Annotated in this window: 24 protein-coding genes; 13 read left to right on the top strand and 11 right to left on the bottom strand. The window is 60.7% G+C overall.

Annotated features, from left to right (window positions below; translation table 11 throughout):
* Positions 1 to 39: 39 nt before the first annotated feature.
* The 4 genes from BLV20_RS24675 to BLV20_RS24660 all read right to left on the bottom strand — a co-directional run bounded on the left by BLV20_RS24675 (position 40) and on the right by BLV20_RS24660 (position 4,651).
* A complete protein-coding gene (locus BLV20_RS24675; RefSeq protein WP_092305035.1) occupies positions 40 to 363 on the bottom strand; it encodes a hypothetical protein in 324 nt (107 codons plus the stop codon).
* Positions 364 to 709: 346 nt separating this feature from the next.
* On the bottom strand, positions 710 to 2,041 hold the full coding sequence (locus BLV20_RS24670; protein ID WP_092305130.1) for a Wzz/FepE/Etk N-terminal domain-containing protein: 1,332 nt from the start codon (positions 2,039 to 2,041) through the stop codon (positions 710 to 712).
* 577 nt (positions 2,042 to 2,618) lie between these two features.
* The gene (locus tag BLV20_RS24665) at positions 2,619 to 4,157 is read right to left on the bottom strand and encodes an MFS transporter (protein WP_092305034.1); all 1,539 of its coding nucleotides are present in this window, start codon (positions 4,155 to 4,157) and stop codon (positions 2,619 to 2,621) included.
* Positions 4,154 to 4,651: a GlcG/HbpS family heme-binding protein gene (locus BLV20_RS24660; protein ID WP_092305033.1), complete on the bottom strand. Its 498-nt coding sequence runs from the start codon at positions 4,649 to 4,651 to the stop codon at positions 4,154 to 4,156. The genes BLV20_RS24665 and BLV20_RS24660 overlap by 4 nt, the downstream gene beginning before the upstream one ends.
* Before the next feature lie 103 nt (positions 4,652 to 4,754).
* Between BLV20_RS24660 and BLV20_RS24655 the strand changes: the two genes are divergently transcribed.
* The 9 genes from BLV20_RS24655 (at position 4,755) to BLV20_RS24615 (ending at position 12,408) form a co-directional block, all read left to right on the top strand.
* On the top strand, positions 4,755 to 5,630 hold the full coding sequence (locus tag BLV20_RS24655) for a LysR family transcriptional regulator (protein ID WP_092305032.1): 876 nt from the start codon (positions 4,755 to 4,757) through the stop codon (positions 5,628 to 5,630).
* Between the two features lie 204 nt (positions 5,631 to 5,834).
* Positions 5,835 to 6,488, top strand: coding sequence for a hypothetical protein (locus BLV20_RS24650; RefSeq protein WP_139192741.1), 654 nt, complete (start codon positions 5,835 to 5,837; stop codon positions 6,486 to 6,488).
* Between the two features lie 18 nt (positions 6,489 to 6,506).
* Complete coding sequence (locus BLV20_RS24645) at positions 6,507 to 6,899, top strand: PAAR domain-containing protein (RefSeq protein WP_009044450.1); 393 nt, start codon at positions 6,507 to 6,509, stop codon at positions 6,897 to 6,899.
* Between the two features lie 2 nt (positions 6,900 to 6,901).
* Positions 6,902 to 7,471 carry a DUF4123 domain-containing protein gene (locus BLV20_RS24640; RefSeq protein WP_092305030.1) on the top strand — a complete coding sequence of 190 codons (570 nt, stop codon included), beginning with the start codon at positions 6,902 to 6,904 and terminating at the stop codon, positions 7,469 to 7,471.
* Positions 7,464 to 7,847: a hypothetical protein gene (locus BLV20_RS24635; protein ID WP_092305029.1), complete on the top strand. Its 384-nt coding sequence runs from the start codon at positions 7,464 to 7,466 to the stop codon at positions 7,845 to 7,847. Before BLV20_RS24640 ends, BLV20_RS24635 begins: the two co-directional genes overlap by 8 nt.
* Positions 7,844 to 8,689 carry a Tox-REase-5 domain-containing protein gene (locus tag BLV20_RS31810; RefSeq protein WP_274303817.1) on the top strand — a complete coding sequence of 282 codons (846 nt, stop codon included), beginning with the start codon at positions 7,844 to 7,846 and terminating at the stop codon, positions 8,687 to 8,689. Before BLV20_RS24635 ends, BLV20_RS31810 begins: the two co-directional genes overlap by 4 nt.
* Positions 8,690 to 8,706: 17 nt before the next feature.
* Positions 8,707 to 9,429, top strand: coding sequence for an Imm52 family immunity protein (locus BLV20_RS24625; protein ID WP_092305028.1), 723 nt, complete (start codon positions 8,707 to 8,709; stop codon positions 9,427 to 9,429).
* A 400-nt stretch (positions 9,430 to 9,829) separates the two neighbouring features.
* A complete protein-coding gene (locus BLV20_RS24620) occupies positions 9,830 to 11,389 on the top strand; it encodes a TerC family protein (protein ID WP_092305027.1) in 1,560 nt (519 codons plus the stop codon).
* Between the two features lie 101 nt (positions 11,390 to 11,490).
* Positions 11,491 to 12,408 (top strand): hypothetical protein, encoded by a 918-nt coding sequence (locus tag BLV20_RS24615; RefSeq protein ID WP_092305026.1) that lies wholly within the window; start codon positions 11,491 to 11,493, stop codon positions 12,406 to 12,408.
* Positions 12,409 to 12,501: 93 nt separating this feature from the next.
* Here the strand turns inward: BLV20_RS24615 and BLV20_RS24610 are convergent, their stop codons facing one another.
* The 4 genes from BLV20_RS24610 to BLV20_RS24600 form a co-directional block, all read right to left on the bottom strand.
* A complete protein-coding gene (locus BLV20_RS24610) occupies positions 12,502 to 12,963 on the bottom strand; it encodes a YccF domain-containing protein (protein WP_092305025.1) in 462 nt (153 codons plus the stop codon).
* 73 nt (positions 12,964 to 13,036) lie between these two features.
* On the bottom strand, positions 13,037 to 14,800 hold the full coding sequence (locus BLV20_RS24605; RefSeq protein WP_092305024.1) for a hypothetical protein: 1,764 nt from the start codon (positions 14,798 to 14,800) through the stop codon (positions 13,037 to 13,039).
* On the bottom strand, positions 14,797 to 14,934 hold the full coding sequence (locus tag BLV20_RS31510) for a hypothetical protein (protein ID WP_175540259.1): 138 nt from the start codon (positions 14,932 to 14,934) through the stop codon (positions 14,797 to 14,799). The genes BLV20_RS24605 and BLV20_RS31510 overlap by 4 nt, the downstream gene beginning before the upstream one ends.
* A gap of 156 nt (positions 14,935 to 15,090) precedes the next feature.
* Positions 15,091 to 16,089, bottom strand: coding sequence for a bile acid:sodium symporter family protein (locus BLV20_RS24600; RefSeq protein ID WP_092305023.1), 999 nt, complete (start codon positions 16,087 to 16,089; stop codon positions 15,091 to 15,093).
* 84 nt (positions 16,090 to 16,173) lie between these two features.
* Between BLV20_RS24600 and BLV20_RS24595 the strand changes: the two genes are divergently transcribed.
* From BLV20_RS24595 to BLV20_RS24585, 3 genes are all read left to right on the top strand, one after another.
* A complete protein-coding gene (locus tag BLV20_RS24595) occupies positions 16,174 to 16,962 on the top strand; it encodes an AraC family transcriptional regulator (RefSeq protein WP_092305022.1) in 789 nt (262 codons plus the stop codon).
* A gap of 96 nt (positions 16,963 to 17,058) precedes the next feature.
* A complete protein-coding gene (locus BLV20_RS24590; protein WP_009044432.1) occupies positions 17,059 to 17,307 on the top strand; it encodes a type II toxin-antitoxin system Phd/YefM family antitoxin in 249 nt (82 codons plus the stop codon).
* On the top strand, positions 17,297 to 17,578 hold the full coding sequence (locus tag BLV20_RS24585) for a type II toxin-antitoxin system RelE family toxin (protein ID WP_007930524.1): 282 nt from the start codon (positions 17,297 to 17,299) through the stop codon (positions 17,576 to 17,578). The genes BLV20_RS24590 and BLV20_RS24585 overlap by 11 nt, the downstream gene beginning before the upstream one ends.
* 192 nt (positions 17,579 to 17,770) lie before the next feature.
* Here the strand turns inward: BLV20_RS24585 and BLV20_RS24580 are convergent, their stop codons facing one another.
* The gene (locus BLV20_RS24580) at positions 17,771 to 19,420 is read right to left on the bottom strand and encodes an FMN-binding glutamate synthase family protein (protein ID WP_092305021.1); all 1,650 of its coding nucleotides are present in this window, start codon (positions 19,418 to 19,420) and stop codon (positions 17,771 to 17,773) included.
* A gap of 52 nt (positions 19,421 to 19,472) precedes the next feature.
* On the bottom strand, positions 19,473 to 19,955 hold the full coding sequence (locus tag BLV20_RS24575) for an acyl-CoA thioesterase (protein WP_092305020.1): 483 nt from the start codon (positions 19,953 to 19,955) through the stop codon (positions 19,473 to 19,475).
* A 271-nt stretch (positions 19,956 to 20,226) separates the two neighbouring features.
* Here BLV20_RS24575 and BLV20_RS24570 point away from each other — a divergent pair, with 271 nt between their 5' ends.
* Positions 20,227 to 20,529, top strand: coding sequence for a pyocin S6 family toxin immunity protein (locus BLV20_RS24570; protein ID WP_256577869.1), 303 nt, complete (start codon positions 20,227 to 20,229; stop codon positions 20,527 to 20,529).
* Between the two features lie 273 nt (positions 20,530 to 20,802).
* Here BLV20_RS24570 and BLV20_RS24565 read toward each other — a convergent pair whose 3' ends face one another.
* A complete protein-coding gene (locus BLV20_RS24565; RefSeq protein ID WP_092305019.1) occupies positions 20,803 to 21,375 on the bottom strand; it encodes a type 1 glutamine amidotransferase family protein in 573 nt (190 codons plus the stop codon).
* Positions 21,376 to 21,837: the final 462 nt, after the last annotated feature.

The raw sequence follows: 21,837 nt of genomic DNA, 5'->3' as shown, positions 1-21,837 counted from the left end.
GAGCCTGTTGGCCTGCTGGCGACTGCCCCGGATCAGCGTTTAGCCGCCGAAGGGAGCGGAACGGATGGCTTCGCCTTTCCTGGCGCAGGAAGGTGGGTTGGTCATGCCCAGGGTAAGCAGGTTGCCGCCGTTGATGATGCAGTTGAACTCCTTGTTGTCGTTGGTTTTCAAGGCCACGTAGGTATTGGTGCCTTCGGTGCGACGGCTGACGATACTGACGTCCGAGGGCGCATAACCCAGGGCGCCGCTGGTCTGGGATTTGATCTGTTCATCGCTCAGGGTATTGGTCTTGCCGGCGATGGAATTGCAACCGGCCAGTCCGAGGGTGAGGGCGCAAGCCAGGGTAAGGTGGGCGACTCTCATGTGTTACTCCTTTTATTAGGGTGAGGTCCGCCAAAAATCCTAGCAGCGGCGCATTTTTTTGCCGGGCGTGCAGGTGTTTTTTTGCGACCCGTCGCGCGAATTGAGCCCCCCAGCCGACGGACGGATGCGCCGGGGCCGGGGTTCCGTTCTTTGCCTGGAAGAGCGCAAGGGCAAACCGTGTGCCCAGTTAGGCTGGGTTCAGCCTGGACGAACTCCAGCAGCTCCTGCCCTGGCCGAAGTTGCGATCAACATATGGGTGCCCTGATTTACAGGCTATGAAAACAACTTGGGCGACCGTGCGGTCGCCCAAAAGAAAGGAGTTCAGGTTGGTAAGTCGAGTGGTGGCTTACTGCGTCGTATCATCGTCTTTGCCTCGAACCTTGCCTGACTGGTCCAGCAATACTGGAGTCGCGAGTAAAGCCTTGGCGTGTGATGCTCGATACGAGTGGATGAAATGACGAAGCAAGGCGACCGCCATACCGAGTGTTAAGCCCAACATCAACGACAGGACGACGACCAATACGGGCTTCGGCTTGATCGGGGTCACCGGCTGCAACGCCTTGCGATCGATGGTGACCAGTTTCAGTCGGTCCATATCGATGTTCAGGTTGCGCAGTCGGGCAACTTCAGCCCTGAGCGGGAAGACATCCTTCAAGAAAATGTCTTCGTTGGAACGCTTGTTCAGTTCCTGCACCTGGCGATTGATCCGCAGCATCTGCAGTTCCTTGCCAATTTCAGCGATGCGTTTCTCGGTGAAATCGTCAGTGGTGCGTTTCTGCAAGGCTGTGCGCTCAGCCTCAAGGGTTTCGTAACCCATGAAGTACAGCGGGATATCTTGCGTATTGACTTCAGTGCGTATGACTTGGGTCGAACTGCCATGCGAGGCATCAGACATCGAGGATGGGGTGGTTGGAGTGCGAATGCCCATCGACTTGGCAATGGAAATCGCCTCGGTCAACTCGGCCATGCGGTCCTTGCGTTGTTCCTTTAACTGCAGGCGTAATGCTTTGAGTTCGTCTTCGAGTTGGGCGCGGCGAATGTTATCGCTTTCGAGCAAGGATGCGATTTTCGATTCCTTGTCGGTTTTATAGTTGGAGCGCGCTGCGGCGATCTTGCCCTTGAGTTCATTAAGCCGGTTGTTGACGATGACCTTGAGGTCGGCGCCGATGCGCTCGCGTTCGGCATCAATGGCGTATTCGACAAAACCATTGAGGATCGCTACTCCGTCGACATTCTTGGGGTACTGCATTTCCAACTTGATGTAACTACTCAGGGTGTTGCTGGCTTTGGGATCCGGAAGGATCAAATTGATCGAGTTGCGGTTGAAATCCTCGAAACTCTGTTCAAGGGTTTGTCCCGGGCGCTTAAAAGCCTGAAATAGATCTTGATGTGAGCGGAAGAACTCAAGCCGTGTTTCATAGGATTCAAGAGCGGCGCCAACCTTGGACAGGGCATCTGCAGGCGGTAGCTTATAGACTTCCGAACGGTTGAGTGCGTCGAGTTCATTCAGTGCAGCAGGGCGTAACACGCTGCTGACCTCATATATACGCGGAGCCAATAACGCATAAGCCAGCCCTCCCAGGGTCACGGCTACGGTACAGCCAATTATTAGCTTCTTTTGCTGCCAAACGGATTGGAACAATGCAAACAGGTCAATTTCATCCGCATGAGCATTCATTTGAGGCCGGGGAACAATATTCAAAATCAGCACACCCTCTAATTCATGTAATCCTAACCCCGTCGTCCCTACCCTGATGGTGTATGTGTGCCGGGCCGCCTCCGTGATGGGGCTCCATGCCGATGGGCACTCTCTTTTCCAAAAAATATGCGACGGGGGCTGTTTTCTTGTGGGAGGTATTTGGCAGGTCGATTTTCGAGGCAAGCCTAAAAATGGCTGTTTTGATACCGAGCGCCAATTTAACGTAATCCTTAACTCTTGTAGGTCCTTTGCCATTGAAGATGATGAGTACGTTAGGTGAGCGAATATTACAGGAATGCTCGGGAGGATAAATATATGAATTTAGCCGTACGTTCATAATTCGCCATTGTCCATGCTGTTCCGAGAGCAAGACGGCGTATTTCCCATATGAAAGTTCATCGTGGTCACAAAACAGCAGAGTGTTTAATAGCCTGCAGTAGCCATCAAAAAATGGAGTGTCCATGTGTAGAGCACTCCGAGATTTTTGAGAGGTGAAGATCACGACCGACCCAATACAGGGCTGCCGCATCTTTAAGAAAGGACGGCTAACTTCCTTTTAATCCACGCTCAGCGTCAAAGGTTGCGGCTGCGGGATGGGGTTGCGCATCAGCGTGCCGACCGTCAGCGCCGCCAGCAGCGCCAGGAGGCCGGCCACCCAGAGCACCATGCCGAAGCCGTCGACAAAGGCCTGGCGCGCCAGCGGTTCGACGATTGTTTTCGCCGAGTCGGGCAGCAACGCCAGGGCGGCGGGCATGTCGCCGGCCACTACCCGCGAGGCGATGGCCTGGGCCTGGTCGAGCCAATGCGCGGCGTTTTCACCCAGGCTGGCTTGCAGCCGTTGCTGGGTATGGCTGCCGAGCAGGGCGCCGAACACGCCGATGGCCAGCATGATGGCGCTGAAGCGCATGGTGGTGCTCAGCCCCGAGGCCATGCCGGCGCGGTCGCGGGGCACGCAGGCCATGATGTTTTTCTGCGTGTCGCCGTTGAGCAGGCCGGCGCCGGCGCCCGTCACCGCGATTGCCAGGGCGAAATTCAGGTAACCGCCGCCGTGCAGGGCCCAGGCGCTCAGCAGGTTGCCGCAGCCGACCAGGGTCAGGCCGGCGGCCATCAAGGTCGCCGGCGCATAGCGCGTCGCCAGGCGCACGCCGATGCGTGGGCAGATCAACATCGTCAGGGCGAACGGCAGCATGCCCAGCCCCGAAGCGATGGCCGAGAAGCCCAGGCCGTTCTGCAGGTAGAACGGCAGCAGGGTCATCATCACCTGGGCACAGCCGGCGTAGGCGAACATCCCCAGCAGGGCGCCGATGAAGCGCGGATGGCGGAACAGTTGCAAATCGACCATGGGCCGGCGCTGCACCCCTTCGATCAGCAAGAACAGCCCGAGCAATGCCGCGCCGCCCAGCAGCCGGGTGTAGGTCAGCGGGTGGCTCCAGCCGATGCGATTGGCCTCGATCAGGCCCCAGATCAGGCACAGCAGGCTGGCGCTGAACGCCAGGCTGCCCCAAGGGTCGAGGCGCGCGGCCTGGGTGTCGCGCGACTCCGGTATCGCGCGCAGCACCATCAGCACCAGCAACCCGCCCACCGGCAGGTTGAGGTAGAAAATCCAGCGCCAGCCAATGAATTCGGTGATCAAGCCGCCGATGGTTGGCGCGGCGGTCATCGCCACGCCCATGCAGGCTCCCCAGAACGCCCAGGCCCTGGCCCGTTCGGCCTCGTCATGGAAGGTATGGCCGATGGTGGCCAGGGCCGAGGTCAGCAGCAACGCCGCGCCGACACCCTTGATCGCCCGGGCGATGTCGAGCAGCAGCACGTTGGGCGCCGCGCCGCAGCCGAGCGAGGCGAGGATGAACAGCCCAAGGCCGCAGAGCAGGGTGCGCTTGCGGCCGAAGCGGTCGGCCAGGCTGCCGGCTGGCAGCAGCAGGGCGGCGAAGGCCAGCATGTAGGCGCTGACTACCCATTCGATATCGGCGAAGTTGGCCCCCAGGTCGCGGGCGATGCTCGGCAGGGTCACCGCGACTATATTGGTGTCGAGCACAATCAGCGAGCAGACCCCGGAGGCGGTGAGCAAGGTCAGGCGCGGGCTGGCCGGCTTCATGGCCGCACCCGCTGGTCCAGCGCGGCGAGGGCGGCCTGGGCGATTTCATCGTCGTGGGCCGGGGTGTCGGCGCTGATGCCGATGGCGCCGATCACCTGGCCGTCGACGCGGATTGGCTGCGCGCCTTTCATCATCAGCAAGCCCGAGGTGATGGCCGCCTGGCGCCCGCCGTTGATGGCGTTTTCCAGATCGCCCGAAGGACGTTTGAACAACGCCGAGGTCCGCGCCTTGCCCTGGGCCAGCTCGATGCCGGCCACCACCGGCGCACCGTCCATGCGCGCGCTGAGGATCGGCCAACCGCCGTCGTCGACGATCGCCACGGCGCAGGGCCAGCCCTTGGCGCTGGCGGTTGCCTGGGCGGCATTGAGCAGTTGCTGGGCGGTGGCGAAATTCAGGATTGCTTTCTGGGCAATGTGAGCATTTTTGTCGGCGGCGAAACTCGTGGACACGCTGCAGCAAGTGATCAGCGCCAGAAACAGAGGTTTGACGTGCATGGCGTGGGCTCTCTACTGTGAAGGTCCGGCCAGCTTAGCCCGGGCCCCTGCGGGCTTTGTTAGGCGAGTTGAAGCACTTCATTACCTTTGAGCTAACGCACTTATGGAAATCCGTCATTTCCGTTATTTCCTGGCGGTGGCGCGGCAACGCAGTTTCACTCGCGCCGCCGAGCATCTGGGCATCGCGCCACCGACTTTGAGCCGGCAGATCCAGGACATGGAGCAGGCGCTGGGCACCCGCTTGTTTTTGCGCCAGCAGCGCGAGGTCAGCCTGACCGAGGCCGGCGCGGCCCTGGTGCGCGAGGCCGAGGCCACGGTGCGCCAGTTCGAGTTCGCGCAACGTAATGCCCAGCGGGCCGGGCGCGGCGAAATCGGCCATATCGAATTGGGCTACGTGGCCTCGGCGGTGTATTCGGGGCTGTTGCAAAAGCAGGTGCAGCGCTTCAGCCAGGATTGCCCGGACGTCAGTCTCAGCGTGCGCGAAAGCCCGATGGCGGCGCTGCCCGGCCTGGTGGCCGAGGGACGGTTCGACATCGGCTACATTCGCTCGCCCATGCCCCTGCCGGACGGGGTCGAGGCGGTCCGCCTGGATGCCGAAGGCTTTGTCCTGGCGCTGCCCGCCGAGTCCTGGCTGGGGCGCCTGGCGGAAATCGCCCCGGCGCATCTGCAACACGAGACCTTCATCCTTCCGGAACAGATCAGCGGCACCCTGCAAGTGGCCGCCGAGGGCGGCTATGCGCCGACACTCGGACCGCAGCCCGGCGGCCTGGTGGCGGTGCTGGCCCTGGTGTCCCTGGGGCAGGGCGTGGCGGTGGTTCCGGAATCGGTGGTCGGACACGTGGGGCTGCCCAATGTGTTGTACCGGCCGATCCAGGGCAGCACGGCTTCTTCCTGGCTGTCGCTGATCCACCGCCGCTTCGAGAAGGCGCCGGCGGTGGCGCGTTATATCGAGCAGGTCAGAAGCCCATTGCGGGGGTAGGGGCGATGCGGCCGCTGAGGTAGTTCTGCTCTAAGCCGGTCAGCAGCGCCTGAAATATTTTGTAAAAAATTCTTCGGGGCCTGTAGACACAAGGCTTCGAGCGCAACTGCGCAACTTCTTGCGCAGTACATGGTTGCTAGAGTGGCGGGCTCAATGGAACGACTGACAAGCGCCTGACAGATCGCGCTGCTCGGAGGGAGTGGGATGGTTCGATTTCAAGGACTGAGATCCTCAATTCGTCTTTATGGCTTGGTCACGGTCACCGGTATTCACGATCAGCCTGCCCTGGATCCGGTGCAGATAAGCTGCGTCGGCGACCTTGATGCACCCACCGTCCGGGTGTTCATTTCCCGGCTGGATGCGGAGATCTACCTGCGCGCTTCCCATCTGCGCAACTATCGTGTGGTGCCACTTCGATCGTTCGATCCTTCCCAGCTTCTCAATCAGGCTAATGGCTGGTTGAAACTCAATATCTGCCTGGGTTTCGCCGCCCAGGACGACTGCCTCCTCAGTATCGATCGACAGGAAGTGATTCCGGTCGGGCTGACGGCCTGGACCCGGCCGGTCCTGGATGATCAGGGTTATTACCTGCAATGGTCGGACACGGAATTACCCGAGTACCTGCTAAGTGTCTATAAAAGTGTTGGCGCACCGGACTACAACCGGCAGCTCAACGAACTGGACGATTGGGCGCCAGCGGCCATGGAGCGGACGGTTGCCGAAGCACTGCAGATGTCGCCCCCGTTCAAGGCCCCCGGCTCGACGGCCAGCCAGCTCGCATTATTCGATGTGGAGGATGCCTGTTGGCGCTTTGGTCTCTTCCAGATCGATGGCCTAGGGACAACACGCAATACCTAACGGATAAAGGAGATTGCCATGAGTGGAAAACCTGCGGCACGTGTCACTGATATGACCGCTTGCCCGTTGCCCGGGCACGCCAGTAACCCGATTGTCTCGGGATCGCCCGACGTATTGTTCGATGGGCTCAGCGCGGCGCGGATGACCGACACCACGGCCTGCGGCAGTGCCTTGGTCAGTGGGGTGGTTGCCAATGTGCTGATCAATGGCTTGCCGGTCGCGACCCTGGGCACAACCGGCAATCACGGGAATGTGGTGGTGAGCGGGTCGGGAAGCGTGATCATCGGGCAGCAGGTCAGTGCCGCGGCTGTCGCTCCCGTGATCAAGATTCCCGGGCTTTGCCTGCCGTGCCTGTTGGCGGCGGCGCAGCGCAATGAAGCCTTTGTCCCGCTGCAAAGCCTGGGGAACTGATCATGAGTGTTCCTGGCAATGGACGCCGGCCTGATCCGAATTTTCTGCAATTTCGTACCCATATCCGCCACTGTCTGGAGCAGCACCCTGAAACCCGGCTCTATGTGCTGGTGGATGGCGCCCGGTACATGACCCTGGAGAACCGCCTGGACGCGGCCGGGGCGGCGATCCGCGTCGAGTGGTTGCTGGCCGCTACCGAGCTGGACGAAATCAGCCGTGGCGGGCCGGCGCTGGTGGAGTTCATGACAGATAGCGATGAGGCCTCGCAACTGCTCGACTGGCTGATCGAGCGCGACCAGAAGTCGCCGCTGGTTTCATGGCTGTGGAGCGAGCGCTCCTTTGAGGCGCTGAGCAACCATCTCAAATCCCATTTGTTCAGCCGTCTGCCGGACGGCCGGATGGCGTTGTTTCGTTATTACAACCCGATCGTCCGCCGCAGCCTGGAGGCTGTCCTGGACAGCGAACAGCGAATGGCCCTGATGTTGCCGCTCGATCGCTGGCAGATCTGGCAGCCATTGGTCCTGGCGTACCAGACGTATTACCGGGTCGGGCAGGAGGCTCGCCATGCTTGAGTTGACGGCAGACCAGCTGAAAGCGCTGGAGCAGGTTCGGCAAAATGAGGTGATCGAGAAGATCATGCTCGAGATACGTCAGCACAATCCTCAATGGCTTGAGCAGAAGGGCCAGTGGCAGACGATCCAGTACCTCAAGGACTACCGGGAAAAAGCCTGGGCGCTGCAAATCGAAGAGCCTGATACGGTTGAAAGCTTCATGCGCTTTGGCCTGCAATTTCCTGATTTCGAAGAAACACCCGGGTTTGTCCGATGGATGAAAAGGCCGGTAAACGACGCCCCGGAGCAGCGTTTTCGCGATTACGAAAGCGTCATGGATTTCGTCCAGGGGCAACGCGCCTGGCGGGCCGCACTCAAGACAGGGATGCCTGAATGACCAGTTTTATTTCCGGAGCCGTCGCGCAACTTGCGCCTCCCATGACCGGCGCGTTGCGTATGCCATTACCTCGCGGCGGGCCGAAGCTGCCCTTCGAGGTGCCCATGCCCGCGCCGCCTCGATTGCCGATGCCGCCGCCCCGACCATCGCCGATCCCGCCCCCGGAAGTCGTGCCCCGGCCATTGCCGCTACCGAACCCAAGGCCGGTGCCGCAACCTTTGCCGCTGCCCGGGACCAAGCCTGAGGCACTGCCCAAGACGGATGCACCCGCAAGCACCCGGGACCGGACCAAGGAGGCCGAGAAAGACTGCAAGACCCAGAAGAAGGACTGTGTGAAATGCCCTCCCGAAGACGGGCAAATGTATATTCCCGTCAACGGGAAAGGGCACAGCATGAGTGACCTGTCGAGCAGGTACCAACACTGGGTGACCAACTTTCCGTTTCCCTGGGAGTGGCTGTGGAGTGCTACGGATTGGGACGGTTTTGTGAAAAACCGCTGTACCTTGCAAGAGGCCAAGGCCAACTACAAATTCATGCTCATACTCGGTTTCAAGCACCCTAAGTTTGCCAAGAACCTTGAGAAGGACCTGATCGTGAAGGCGTTCAAGCAGGCAGACAAGGCCAAACCCAGCCCGCCGGTGAGGCTCGAGTGGCATTTTCTTCAGCGCGAGGTCTACGAGTATTGTTCCGAGAAGTACGAGGAAGGTGGGCTCACCAACCTGACGGCTTACTGGAACCCGATGCCTGGCACCAAGGATGATGAGGAGTACCAGGAAATGCGTCGCGAGGAAAAAAAGGCGCTGGACGAGTACTACAAGCAGAACCCAGACTTAATCGCCTGAGACCGTATGGAGTACTCATGGACACATTCAAGCGTTTCAATTTCAAGCTGAGCTTTGATAAGCAGAAGATTGCCCAGGTTACCGAGCAGGAACAAATCGACAGGAGCCTGGCCTTTCTCAAGGCGATAGGCGAGATCGACCCCATTCTCAAGAACTGGTTCTTGTGCGCCGAAGGCAAGGATGATGGCCTGACGCACAATGTGCTCCTCGACCCGAGCAGCTTGCGGCGGGAAATAGCCTCCTGGAAAGACTCGGACTTCGACGTCAACGACATGAGTTTTGTGTTGTGGAACGGGATATCCGACCCGCTCAAGGGCGGGCTTTCGATCACCTATCACGCCCGAAGCGGCGGTTCGCTGCCCGCGGGCATTGAGTTTTCCGAAGCCGGGACACTGGTCCGTTGCCTGCCGGACCCTCGACAGGGCATTGTCGAGTTGATGAACGCAGCGGTCGATCTCTGGCCGGAGATCTATTGGGGCGTGGCCGCTCCCAACGAGTACTTTCGCAAGCAGCGGGTGTTCCAGGACCGGCAGACCATCGGCTGGATCGGTTATTGCCCGCACCCTCTGTCGGCGGCCGATTTTCCGGAGGTCGCCGAACTGCGTCCAACTCAATCGAAGGGCACCATCGTCGTTACCTGCCCCGGCATCATGGACGAGAAGAACGTCCAGCATGTGCAGGTGGTGGGTGACACCGATATCAAACTGGTGGAACTCGGGTTTTTGCCCGGGCGTTATTGAGTCGCACGGGCAGGCTCGCTTTTGCTGGGGCGAGCTTGTCTGCGATAGCGGTGGCCAGGCACCCCGATAAGATCTTGAAATGATTTCCCCATGGGAAACTCCCGTTGAGGTTGTAGGATTCAAGTCCGTTTTTCTTCACAGGATTTGCATGAACACCCTCTCGGAGCCTCCCAGTCGTCCTTATTCCTGGACGTCTCGACCTTTCCCCGCTCGATCCGCTTCGCGGCGCCTTCTATCAGTCATAAGGCGCGGCCGTTACCCCGAACTTGCTGTTTTTCGCCGCTCGCCGCCGGTCTTCACGACCGTTGGGCGCTGGCCCGTGTTCGCCGTTCAACGGCCTGTTGCCCTTGCCTTGCCGCGCCCGGCTGCCTGAATTCACTGGAGAGATAGAGTCGTTTTTATGGAATGGATAATGGACCCCACGGCCTGGCTTGGCCTGTTGACCCTGATTGTGCTGGAGCTGGTGCTGGGGATCGACAACCTGGTGTTTATCGCGATCCTCGCGGACAAGCTGCCGCCGCACCAGCGCGACCGCGCGCGGATCATCGGCCTGTCCCTGGCGCTGATCATGCGCCTGGGCCTGCTGGCGAGCATTTCCTGGTTGGTGACCCTGACCGCGCCGCTGTTCGAGGTGTTCGGCAAGAGCTTCTCCGGCCGTGACCTGATCATGCTGTTTGGCGGTGTGTTCCTGTTGTTCAAGGCCACCATGGAGTTGCATGAACGCCTGGAGGGCCATGTCAGCCAGCGCACCGGCAATGCCGCTTACGCGCTGTTCTGGCCGATCGTGGCGCAGATCGTGGTGCTCGACGCGGTGTTCTCCCTGGACGCGGTGATCACCGCCGTGGGCATGGTCGACGAGCTGGCGGTGATGATGATTGCGGTGATCATTTCCATCGGCCTGATGATCGTCGCCAGCAAGCCACTGACCCGCTTCGTCAACGCCCACCCGACGGTCATCATGCTGTGCCTGGGCTTCTTGATGATGATCGGTTTTGCCCTGACCGCCGAAGGCCTGGGCTTCCATATCCCGAAAGGCTACCTGTACGCGGCCATTGGCTTCTCGATCCTGATCGAGCTGTTCAACCAGATCGCCCGGGCCCGGCGCAAAAAGTCTGTGCAGAGCCTGCGACCGATACGCGAACGCACGGCCCACGCGGTGATGCGCCTGCTGGGCGGTCGCCAGCTGGCGGTGGAGGAGGTGGGCGAAGAGATCGTCGACCTGCTGGACAATGGCGAGGCGCCAAGCACCGAGCTGTTCGACCGCCGTGAGCGGGTGATGATCAGCGGCGTGCTGCAACTGGCCGAGCGACCGATCCGCAGCCTGATGACGGTGCGTGCCGACGTCGACTACATCGACCTGGCCGCCGATGCCGAGGCCATCCGCAACAAGCTGATGCATTCGTCCTACTCGCGCCTGCCGCTGATTCGCGACGGCGCGGTGGAGGAGCCGCTGGGCTTCGTACACAAGAAGGAACTGCTCAAGGAATACCTGGCCGGCAACGAGCCGAACCTGGAGCACCTGGCGCGCACGGCGATCAACCTGCTGGACAGCTTCTCGATCCTCAACGCCCTGGAACAGATGCGCAAGGCTTCGACCCACATCGCCTTTGTGATCAACGAATTCGGCGACTTCGTCGGCGTGCTGAGCATGACCGACATCCTCGAATCCATCGCTGGCGAGCTGCCCGACGCCAGCGAAATCGAAGGCCCGGACATTGTCGAAGAGCAGGGCGGCTTCATGGTCAGCGGAGCCTTGAACCTGACGCAGATTCGCCAGCGCATGGGTTTTCACGCCGAACCCACCGCCGATTACCAAACCCTGGCGGGGCTGGTGATGAGCCTGCTGGACCGCTTGCCGATCATTGGCGACCAGCTGCAATGGCAGGGCTGGACGCTGCAAGTGGTGGCGGTGGAAGAGCGGCGGGTGACGCGGGTGTTGCTCAGGCCCGAGGGCGAATAGCCGAGGTTGGCCAGTTGCCTGGGGGGCGGTCGCCGCTGTTGAAGCCTTGCGTCTATTCCTGCACCATCGCCGCCCGCTTGTTCAATGGATGGAAGAGAAGTATGCGCAAGGTTCGCACGGGGGCTGTACGCGGCAGGGCTGTCATGGGTGGCTTCTGCCTGCTCACCCTGGCGTTGCTCGGTGGTTGTGATGGCCAGGATGCGGCACCCGCAGTGGCGCACCCGGTGGTGGAAATAGCCCTGTATGAACCCATCGCCCAGGTGCTCGCCCGCAGCCCGCTGCCGTTTTCCAAAGACTGCCTGAAACCCGTGAGGATGTGCTGGTACGAAATCGAGCGCTCCAGCAACGACAAGAACCTGCCGGTCGTCCTGATCGGCGGTGGCGAGCATGGGCTCAGGATCGAACAGGTCTCGGACATCAGTACGGTGATCGACGAGGACCTGGGAGACAGGGTCGGCAATATCGACATCAAGCTGCGAGGCCTGCCGGACAAAAGCTCCTACGCCGAGCAACAAGCCTTCATCCTCCAGCGTATCGCCGAGCTCAAGAGCGCCGGCTGGAAGCGTTACTACCTACCTTCGAACCCGCGGGTTTCCGGCTCCCAGGCCGACAAGATTCCTTCTGGCGACAATGTGCTGGGCCACTCCATGCTCAACCATCCCTGGCTCGACCCGGACTACCCGATACCGCTCGAGCGCTGGCTGCACGACAAGTCTTTCTACAGTTGGTACTTCCATCGGGACGACGCCTACCTGCATGTCTGGTCCTGGTGTTGGGATGACCAGCAGGCGCCCATGGAGCGAGCCACCTGCCTGACCACCCTGCAGTTCCAGAGCGAATACGATTTCTGGTTGTCCAGTTTCGAGGAGAACGAGCGACCGCGCTGGAAGGAGCTAATGCCCGCCAAGCTGGCCAGGGACCGGGAGACACGGCGAGGGGTGGAAGAGCAGCTGCGTGCCGCCGGAATCGAGATCGATGAGAGCTACCAGGACCCGCCGATCAAGGCGCTGGCACCCTGAGTGCCTGCATCGTCGAACGGCGGGGTTACGGGGAACGGTACAGAACCCTGACCCGTATGGGGGTGCCTGTTACAGCGGCCTGTCAGCCTTGGCTCAGCCAGGCTGACGCTGTTTCAGCGCCGCGTCCTGGGCGTTGAAGGTGCGCGCCGCGGCGGCGACTTCCTTGCGCACGATGGTCTTGCCGATCGGGGCCAGGGCGATGCCCGCCAGCTTCAGGTGCTGGATGCCGAAGGGAATGCCGATAATGGTGATAAAGCACAGCAGCGCCGACATCACATGCCCCAGCGCCAGCCAGATCCCGCCGAATACGAACCACAGCACGTTGCCGATCACTCCCAGGCCGCTGGTGCCGATATCGTCCTTGTTGTTCAGCTCGCGACGGCTGATCGCTTCCTTGCCGAACGGAAAGAACGAGAAGCTGCCGATGACGAAACAGGCCCGGCCCCAGGGAATGCCGACGATGCTGATAAAGGCCAGCAGCCCCCACAGCCACCAGCACAGGCCCATGAAAATACCGCCGAGGATAAACCAGAGAAAATTGCCGATGGCGCTCATGTGAAGCTTCCTTGTTTGTACGGTGAAGGGTGTCGGACGGGGCCCCGTTCGAGGCCCGTGCGGGTATAGACGCTTATTCCTTGCGCCGAGTCAGGCCGGAGACGATCGCCACCAGCAACAGGCTGATGCCCCAGCCGATGAGGGTTTCCAGCCAGATCAGCAGACGGATGCCGTGGCCCCATTCAAGGTTCTTCAGTTCATCCCAATAGCCGGGGAAGGGCGTGGGTGTGATCGGCCCCCAGTCCTTCTCCTGCTGCAGGTCGACCAGTGATAGCAGGATGTCCAGTGAGTAGGCGCCGGGGCTGAAGCCGGTGTATTCGCCGCGCAGGGCCTTGCAGGTGTACCAGTTGCCAATATCGGAAGGCAGGTCCTGTTTAGGGTGCTGCGCCTTCCAGGCCTCGCCATGCTCCGGGGTACAACTGGCGTAGGCCTCGTTCTGGAACACCAGCGGGTTGCTGGGGGCGAAAACCTTGTGATTGACGGCGGCGTACCAGTAGACGCTGGTGAACAGCAACCAGATGCCGAGGATCCAGGCCAGCAGGCGCATGGGGCGGTAGCCGTAGCCGGTGAGGGCGCCGTAGAGAACGTGGGGGACTTTGCCGAGCCAGCGGGTGCCCCATATCCAGTTGGCCGTGCGGTGGCCAACCATGCCGACCTTGCGTAGGCGTTTCTCGAAAGCGATGCCTACTTCCCGAGCCTCCTCGAAGTGGCCCATCTTTTCAAAGACGTGTTTGAGCTGGAGCCAGGGCTGCGGCAGGAACCCACTTTCGGAGCCTTTAAGGCCGTCGTCGCCGGTACTGGCTGGCAGCTGTGAGTCGAGCCAGGCGATACGCTCCTTGGCCCTCAAGGGAGAGTCGGTGGTCAAGAAATCATAGGTAAAACCGTTAAGGCCCAGCTCCTTGCCCCAGGTCTTTGAGTCGTCGCTCAAGGTTCGGACGTGAGAGCCGCTGAAAGCGGCGTTCTGCAAAGGATTTTGCAGATTTGTGAGCATCAGGGTTCTACCGACGACCATGTTTTGCGCGAGCAAGGAAAAGCCGCCGTTGCCATCCAGATGATGCGAACCTTTCAAGCTCAATTGCCCGTCGATCCGGGCAGCTGTGAGGCGTACCGTGCCTATGGAGTGGAAGCCACTGGAAAAAAATACACTGCCTCTTACACGAGCTTTGTCTGCGTTCAAGGCAATGCCGGTGGTGGCGGTAAAGGTGCAATCAGAGCACTTCAAGCCTTTCATCGTCGCGCTGTTTAATCGCACTTCGCCCAAAGACTTGAAGTCCTTGTCAAAGACAATGTTGGCGTCAATCACACAACGGTCAGCCTCCAGCGCGTTCTTTCCCTGGCCGTCGAGCAGCGCCCCACTGAATACCAGTGATCCCGCGACTTTCGCCCCCATCAGGCAAACGGTGCCTTTGGAGTGAAATGCTTTCATATGAAGCGACGAATGTACGCAGAGAGATTGAGCCTCGACACCGGAAAACTGGCTGCTGCTTAAATCAAGCCAGCCATCGATCACCGTATTTTCGAGGCGTATCTCTTCGTTGCATAAACAGTGGGTCAAGCTGACATTAGTGGCGATCACGGCTGAATTGAGGTTCAAAGAGCCTTGAATAAACGCGCCTTCGACATGCAAGCCATTTAGATTGATCGGGTTTTTATCGTCGCCACCAAGGATCAGGAACCGCAGGAAACGGGCACGAATAGTATTTTCAATCGTGCCCGCTACAGGCCTTTCGGTAGCAATGCTGAACCGTGCTCCTGTTGTGCCGTAGGCCAGCAGTTTTTGCTCGACGGAGCTTAATGGCAGGTAGTGTTGAAGTTTCCTGTCTGCAGTAATCGTCATGGCGTCCGCACCTGAACAGGCTCAAGGACAGCGGTGACCATTTTTAATGGCAGGGAAAACGCAGTAGGAAGTTGCTGTTTGATGTGGCAATCAGCAGAAAGAAGCGCAGAGCTAAGCTCGAGCAGAAAACGCATAAAAACTTCCATGTAGGATCGTCGGGCGACGCAAAAGATGGCGTTATGCTATCGATTTGCCGCCCCCAACAAAAGCCCGGATGTCATGTTTCATCCGGGCCTGGCTGGTTGTCTGATCGCGAGCAGGCTCGCTTCTACAGAAAGTGTTCCAGTGCTTCAGGGATCGACCTGCGCCATCAGCTCCGGCACCGACTCGGGGCGTCTGGCGTAACGCTGGGCCAGCATGGCGCAGACCATCAGCTGGATCTGGTGGAACAGCATCAGTGGCAGGATCAGCACGCCGATGGTGCTGCCGGCGAACAGCACCTGGGCCATGGGCACGCCGGTGGCCAGGCTTTTCTTCGAGCCGCAGAACAGGATGGTGATGCGGTCTTCCTGGTTGAAGCCCAAGAGCTTGCTCAGCAGGCTGGAGGTCAGCAGTGCCAGCGCCAGCAGCACGCCGCAGGCCAGCACCAGCCCGCCCAGGTTCCACAACGGAATCTGTTGCCAGATGCCTTCGTTCACCGCCTTGCTGAAGGCGCCGTAGACCACCAGCAGGATCGAGCCCTGGTCGACGAATTTCAGCCAGTTCTTGTTGCGGCCCACCCAGGCGCCGATCCAGCGGCGGGCGATCTGCCCGACAATGAAGGGCAACAGCAATTGCAGGCTGATCTTGATGATGGCATCCATGGTCGAGCCGGAGTCGCCGTGCACATTCAGCAACAGGGTCACCAGCAACGGCGTGAGGAAGATCCCGAACAGGCTGGACGCCGCGGCGCTACAGATCGCCGCCGGCACGTTGCCCCGCGCCAGCGAGGTGAAGGCAATCGCCGACTGTACGGTGGCGGGTAAGGCGCAGAGGTAGAGCATGCCCAGGTACAGATCGTTACCGATCAGCGGCGACAGCAGCGGCTTGAGCGCCAGGCCCAGCAGCGGGAACAGCACGAAGGTCAGGCTGAAGATCAGCAGGTGCAGGCGCCAATGGCCGGCCCCGGCAATGATCGCCTCGCGCGACAGCTTGGCGCCGTGGAGGAAAAACAGCAGGGCGATGGCGGCGTTGGTCAGCCAGCCAAAACCCTGCGCCGCCTGGCCGTTGACGGGCAGAAAGCTGGCCAGCACCACTACGCCAATCAGGGTCAGGGTGAAATTGTCGGGCAAAAGACGTGAGCGACTCATAATGGGACCATCCAAGGGTTGCCAGAGCGGTTGGCCGACTCTAACGTGATGATCGACTGCCGACTAACGCCAATGAGCCAGTAAATGCCGCCTAAAGGACATGAAAAGATCGTCCAACGCAGTATTCCCGGTCTACCGAGCCTGCCTCGACCGGTGTACGGCCGCACCGAATCGCTGCCTAATCGGGCGCTGACCCGGCGCCACAGCCACCCCTGGGTGCAATTGTCCTACGCCATCCAGGGCGTGCTGGAAGTGCAGACCAGCGCCGGGCGTTTCATTGCCCCGCCACAACGTGCGGTGTGGATTCCCGCCGGCATGCCGCACAAGGTGTTCAGCTCGCCGCGTACCGAAATGCGCAGCCTGTACCTGGATTGCCGCGTCACCGCCTGGGCCGGCGAAAGCTGCCAGGTGCTGGCGGTGAGTAACCTGCTGCGCGAGTTGATCCGCACTTTCAGCGAGCTGCCGGTGGAATACGCCGAAGACGGCGCCGACGGGCGCCTGGCCCAGGTCCTGCTGGACCAGCTGGCCGCCGCTCCGCAGCTGGACCTGATGCTGCCGCTGCCCCAGGACCCGCGCCTGCGGCAGATCTACCGCAGCCTGCAAGCGCACCCGGACCAGCCGACCACCCTGGGGCAGTGGAGCGAGAAGCTGGGCGTGGCGGAGAAAACCCTGAGCCGCCTGTTCCTGCAGGACACCGGCCTGACCTTCCGCGCCTGGCGCCAGCGCCTGCGGCTGCTGGGCGCACTGACGCCGCTGGAGAAAGGCGAACGGGTGACGGACGTGGCGCTGGCCTGCGGCTACGACTCGACCTCGGCCTTTATCGCGGCGTTCCGCCAGCAGTTCGATGCCACGCCTGGAGAATTCTTCCGCTAGCGCTCGTTCCCTGACACTTCTCGTCTGCTCTCAAGGTACTTGCCTACGAAAAAGTGCTATTTTGAGTGCTCTTAACAGCACTCGTGAGAGCACTCCATGACCCATGTTCTTCTGTCCAATGTCGTCGCGAGCATTTCCGAGCTCAAGAAAAACCCCATGGGCACCGTTGCGGCCGGTGGTGGTTCCTCCGTGGCCATTCTCAATCGCAATGAACCGGCGTTTTATTGCGTTCCGGCCAAGGAATATGAAGCGATGATGGAGCGTCTGGAGGATATGGAGCTGCTCGCCTTGTGCCGTGAGCGAGAGAATGATCCGACCATCAAGGTTTCGCTCGATGACTTATGAGCTGGAGTTCTCCGAGAAAGCCTGGAAGGAATGGCAAAAGCTGGGCCCCACGCTGAAAGAGCAATTCAAGAAGAAGCTGCAGGAACGACTCGTCAACCCCCATGTTCCGGCTGATCGCCTGAGCGGTTTGGGCAATGCCTACAAAATCAAATTGCGTACGGCGGGCTACCGCCTGGTGTATCGGGTGGTGGATGAGGTGTTGGTGGTGACGGTCATTGCCGTGGGCAAGCGGGAGCGGGGGAGTGTCTATCAGCAAGCTAGGAAGCGTTAGTCAGCCAGGAGAAGCTCAAACTATCCGCGCAATGGTCTGTGGCCCCTGTAGCCGCTGCCGCAGGCTGCGATCGGGCGCTTGCGCCCGTCACGATCTGACTTCTGGAATGCGCTGACGCCGGCAGCCGCCACCCTTCAACCCTGGACCTGATACCCATCATCCAGCGCGAGCGGCCACCGCGTCCTTCAAAAACTAAGCCGGCGTCAGCCGCTCAATCCTGGCGGGCGTAGCCACAACCAGTGGCGCGAAGCTGTGGGGTTGGGCCATGTTCCACATGCGTGCGTAGAACTCCGAACTGATGGGGCGTTGCAACAGCTCGCCGGGTTCGAGGAACACATGGATCTGCGAGAACAACCGGACCTCGGTGGTGGTCATGCGCCGTACCAGGTGCTTGGCTTGCAGCTGCGCGGGGTGGTCGAGGCCGGCGGCGCTGAGCATCTCGCCGAGGGCGACCAGGGTGTTGCGATGGAAGTTGTGTACCCGCTCGGCCTTGTCCGTGACCTGCAACGCTTTCTGGCGCAGCGGGTCCTGGGTGGCGACGCCGGTGGGACATTTGTTGGTGTGGCAGCTTTGCGACTGGATGCAGCCGATGGCGAACATGAAGCCGCGCGCGGCGTTGACCCAATCGGCGCCGATGGTCAGCACGCTGGCGATGTCGAACGCGCTGACCACTTTGCCGCTGGCGCCCAGCTTGATCTGCGAACGCAGGCCGGCGCCGACCAGGGTGTTATGCACGAACAGCAGGCCCTCGCGCATGGGCATGCCGATGTTGTCGGTGAACTCGCGAGGCGCGGCGCCGGTGCCGCCTTCCTTGCCGTCAACCACGATAAAGTCTGGCTGGATGCCGGTCTCGAGCATGGCCTTGACGATGGCCATGAACTCCCAGGGATGACCCACGCAGAACTTGAAGCCCACCGGCTTGCCGCCGGACAGGTTGCGCAGCTTGACGATGAACTCCAGCAGTTGCATGGGCGTGCTGAACTCCGAGTGCCGCGCCGGCGACACGCAGTCATGGCCCATCTGCACGCCACGGGTCTTGGCGATTTCGGCGGTGACCTTGTGCTTGGGCAGGATGCCGCCATGGCCGGGCTTGGCGCCCTGGCTGAGCTTGATTTCGATCATCTTCACTTGCGGATGGCTGGCCTGCTCGGAGAAGCGCTGGGCATCGAAACGGCCGTCCAGGGTCCGGCAACCGAAATAGCCGCTGCCGATTTCCCAGATCAAGTCGCCGGCGAATTCCTGGTGATAGGGGCTGATGCTGCCTTCCCCGGTGTCGTGGGCGAAGCCGCCGAGCCGGGCGCCTTTGTTCAGGGCGCGGATGGCGTTGGCGCTCAGTGCGCCGAAGCTCATGGCCGAAATGTTGAACACCGAGGCGCTGTAAGGCTGCAGGCAATCCGGCCCGCCGACCACCACGCGGAACTGGCTGGGGTCGCAGGCATCGGCCGGGACCATGGAGTGGCTGATGAACTCGAAGCCGGGCTGATAGACGTCGGCCAGGGTGCCAAAGGCCTTTTCCGCGGGCTGGTTCTTGGCGCGGGCGTAGACCATCGAACGCTGCGAGCGAGAGAAGGGCAGCTTCTCGTCGTCGCCTTCCAGCAGGTACTGGCGGATCTCCGGGCGAATCGACTCGATCAGGTAGCGAATATTGCCGATGATCGGGTAGTTGCGGCGCACCGCATGGTGGCTTTGCAGCAGGTCGTTGAGGCCGACCAGGCTGAGCACCCCGGCCAGGATAATCACCCCCTGGCCCCAGAGGCTGGCGGGCCAGAACAGCAGGCCGAACAAGGTAAGGGCAAGGCAGAGGGTCAGGGTCGCGTAGCGACTGAGCAGCGATATCTTCATGGTCGTTCCTTGGGCAAATCGCGAGGCATGGGTTCAGGCGGGTAGGGTGGGCTCAATCCGCGTTGCGGATCTGCCGATAGCGCTCCTGCAGCTCCTGGCGCTGCTGTTTGCGCAGCAAACCCTGGGCGTAGCGGCGTTGTTCGATGGCGGTTTCCGGCACGAAGGCGCGCACCGGATGCGGACGCCCGTCGGGGTCGACGGCGACCATGGTGAAGTAGCAGCTGTTGGTGTGGCGCACCGTGCGTTCGTAAATGTTCTCGGTCATCACCTTGACCCCGACCTCCATCGAGGTACGCCCGGTGTAATTGACCGAGGCGAGGAAGGTCACCAATTCGCCGACATGGATCGGCTCCTTGAAGATCACCTGATCCACCGACAGCGTGACCACATAGCGACCGGCATAGCGCTTGGCACAGGCGAAGGCCACCTCGTCGAGCAGCTTGAGCAGGGCGCCGCCGTGCACGTTGCCGGAGAAATTGGCTTTGTCGGGCGTCATGAGCACGCTCATGCTCAATTGATAACTGCCTGGTTCCATGGGTGACCTCATCGGGGGAGTCGGGGGCTGTCCGTTGGCTCGTAATGGCTGGCCTAGGGCCTTCGGACAGTTTTTGGCTGGAGGTCAGAAGGGTAATCAGAAGCGAAGATAGTTAGCTAGCTATCATTTGAAATGAGCTGTTGCGGGGATTGCAATAATGCGTGGGGAAGGGCGATGGCCTTAAAGCCTGGAGCGTCAGCTTTCAGTAGCGTGCTGTCTGGTCAGAATCAGCCCGGAAAAGGACATGCATGGATGAGCGGCTACGTACCCGATGAGCCAAAAGCCAAGCCAGCAAATCAAGGAAAAAAGACGATCAAGTAATGGGAGAGACACCAGCATCATGTACCTGCGAATTACGGGCTTTTTCCCAGAACCGAACGAAGATGATTTGTTGCAATATAAAAAAGTGGTCCAGAAAGAGTTGGAGCCCTCCGTGCTTGAGATCATGGGGTGGTCCTCTCTTGAGGGCCTGGTGGGTGAGTCGGAGCTGACGCCAAACCAGGCAAGGCTTATTGCTCGTTTGTTGGGGGAGCCTGCGATAGAGGGGCTGGCACTGTTTATTGGTTGTCACTGACAGGTGCGGGCTTTGTTCGCGATAGCGTTGATGCCAGTCCCTAAACCCTACCGAGTTCACCCACAGGGGTAACAGATTCGTTCAAGCACATAGGTAACACCGCGAATCCTGTAGTCGCTGCCGCAGGCTGCGATCGGGCGCTTGCGCCCGTCAGACCTGAATCCGCGATCTGATTGATGGGGTCGGGCGATGGCTTGTACCGCTGACTTGTAGGAGTGGCCGGTCGACGCTCGCCCGTGATGGCCGGTGACCGACCCCTCGTTGCCCCTCAGTTCACACAGCCTTGCTGTGCTCAGCCGCATGCATTCCGATATAGGCGGTGAGGTTTTCATCGCAGATGCCCAGGGTGCGCAAAATCTCCGCCATAAAACTGACCGGTGCGCTGCCGGGGGCGGTGATCACCCGCTGGTTGGCCACGGCATAAGGCACATCCTGATAGTGAGCGGCGCCGCGGTAATTCACCGCCAGCAGGTTTTGCGCCGAGTTGGAGGTATGCCGCACATGGTCCAACACCCCGGCTTGGGCTAGCACCCGGGTGCCGTCGCAGATGCCGGCGAGGACGATGTTTCTTTCCCGGGCCGCTTGCAGCAGATCGCTGATATCGGGCGCCTGGCGGCTCTGCCAGATCGTGCCGCCACAGACCATCAACAGATCGACGTCATCGAGGTCGAGGTTTTCCAGGCCCAGGTCCGGGGTGACCCGCAGGCCGCCCATGGAGGTGACGGGGGCGCCTTGGGGGGCGGCGTAACGGCAATCGAAGCCGTAAAAACTACGACCGGTGGCGTTGATCAGGGCGGTTTCCCAGTCGGCGAAGTTTTCGCTGATGAGGGTAATGGCACGGGTCATGGGTGGTCCTTCCTTGGGTGAGAGTGGGTTCAGAGCGTGCAGGGTAGCCCGGTTTTGGTTTGCCGGTTTTGTAGGAGCGAGGCTTGCCCGCGATGGCGTCTTAGCTGGCGCTGCATTTTTCGGACGGCGTACATATCCGTTCCTGCGGTCACGGCGGCTTACGGTTTCGCCCTTACGGCGAGTCACGTTTTGTCGGCTGCCGTAGGAGCGGCCGGTCGACGCTCGATTGCCCGCGATGACGCCCGCTCTGGCGCTGTATTTTTTTGGACGGGGTACATATCCATTCCTGCGGTTATGGCGGCTTATGGTTTCGCCCTTACGGCGACTCACTTTTTTCAGACGCCGGAATGCCGGCCCAGCAAAAAGTAAGCAAAAACGCTTGCCCCTGCGTACGGCCTTCGCTGCGCTCAGGTTCCCTCGCTCCGGTCCTGCTCCGTGGGCCGCCGCCACAGGCCATCCATG

Origin of the sequence: Pseudomonas sp. NFIX28 (assembly GCF_900107395.1) — a bacterium.
Classification (GTDB): Bacteria; Pseudomonadota; Gammaproteobacteria; order Pseudomonadales; family Pseudomonadaceae; genus Aquipseudomonas.
The sequence above is the reverse complement of the archived record's forward strand: the minus strand, read 5'-3'. Positions and strand labels throughout refer to the sequence as shown.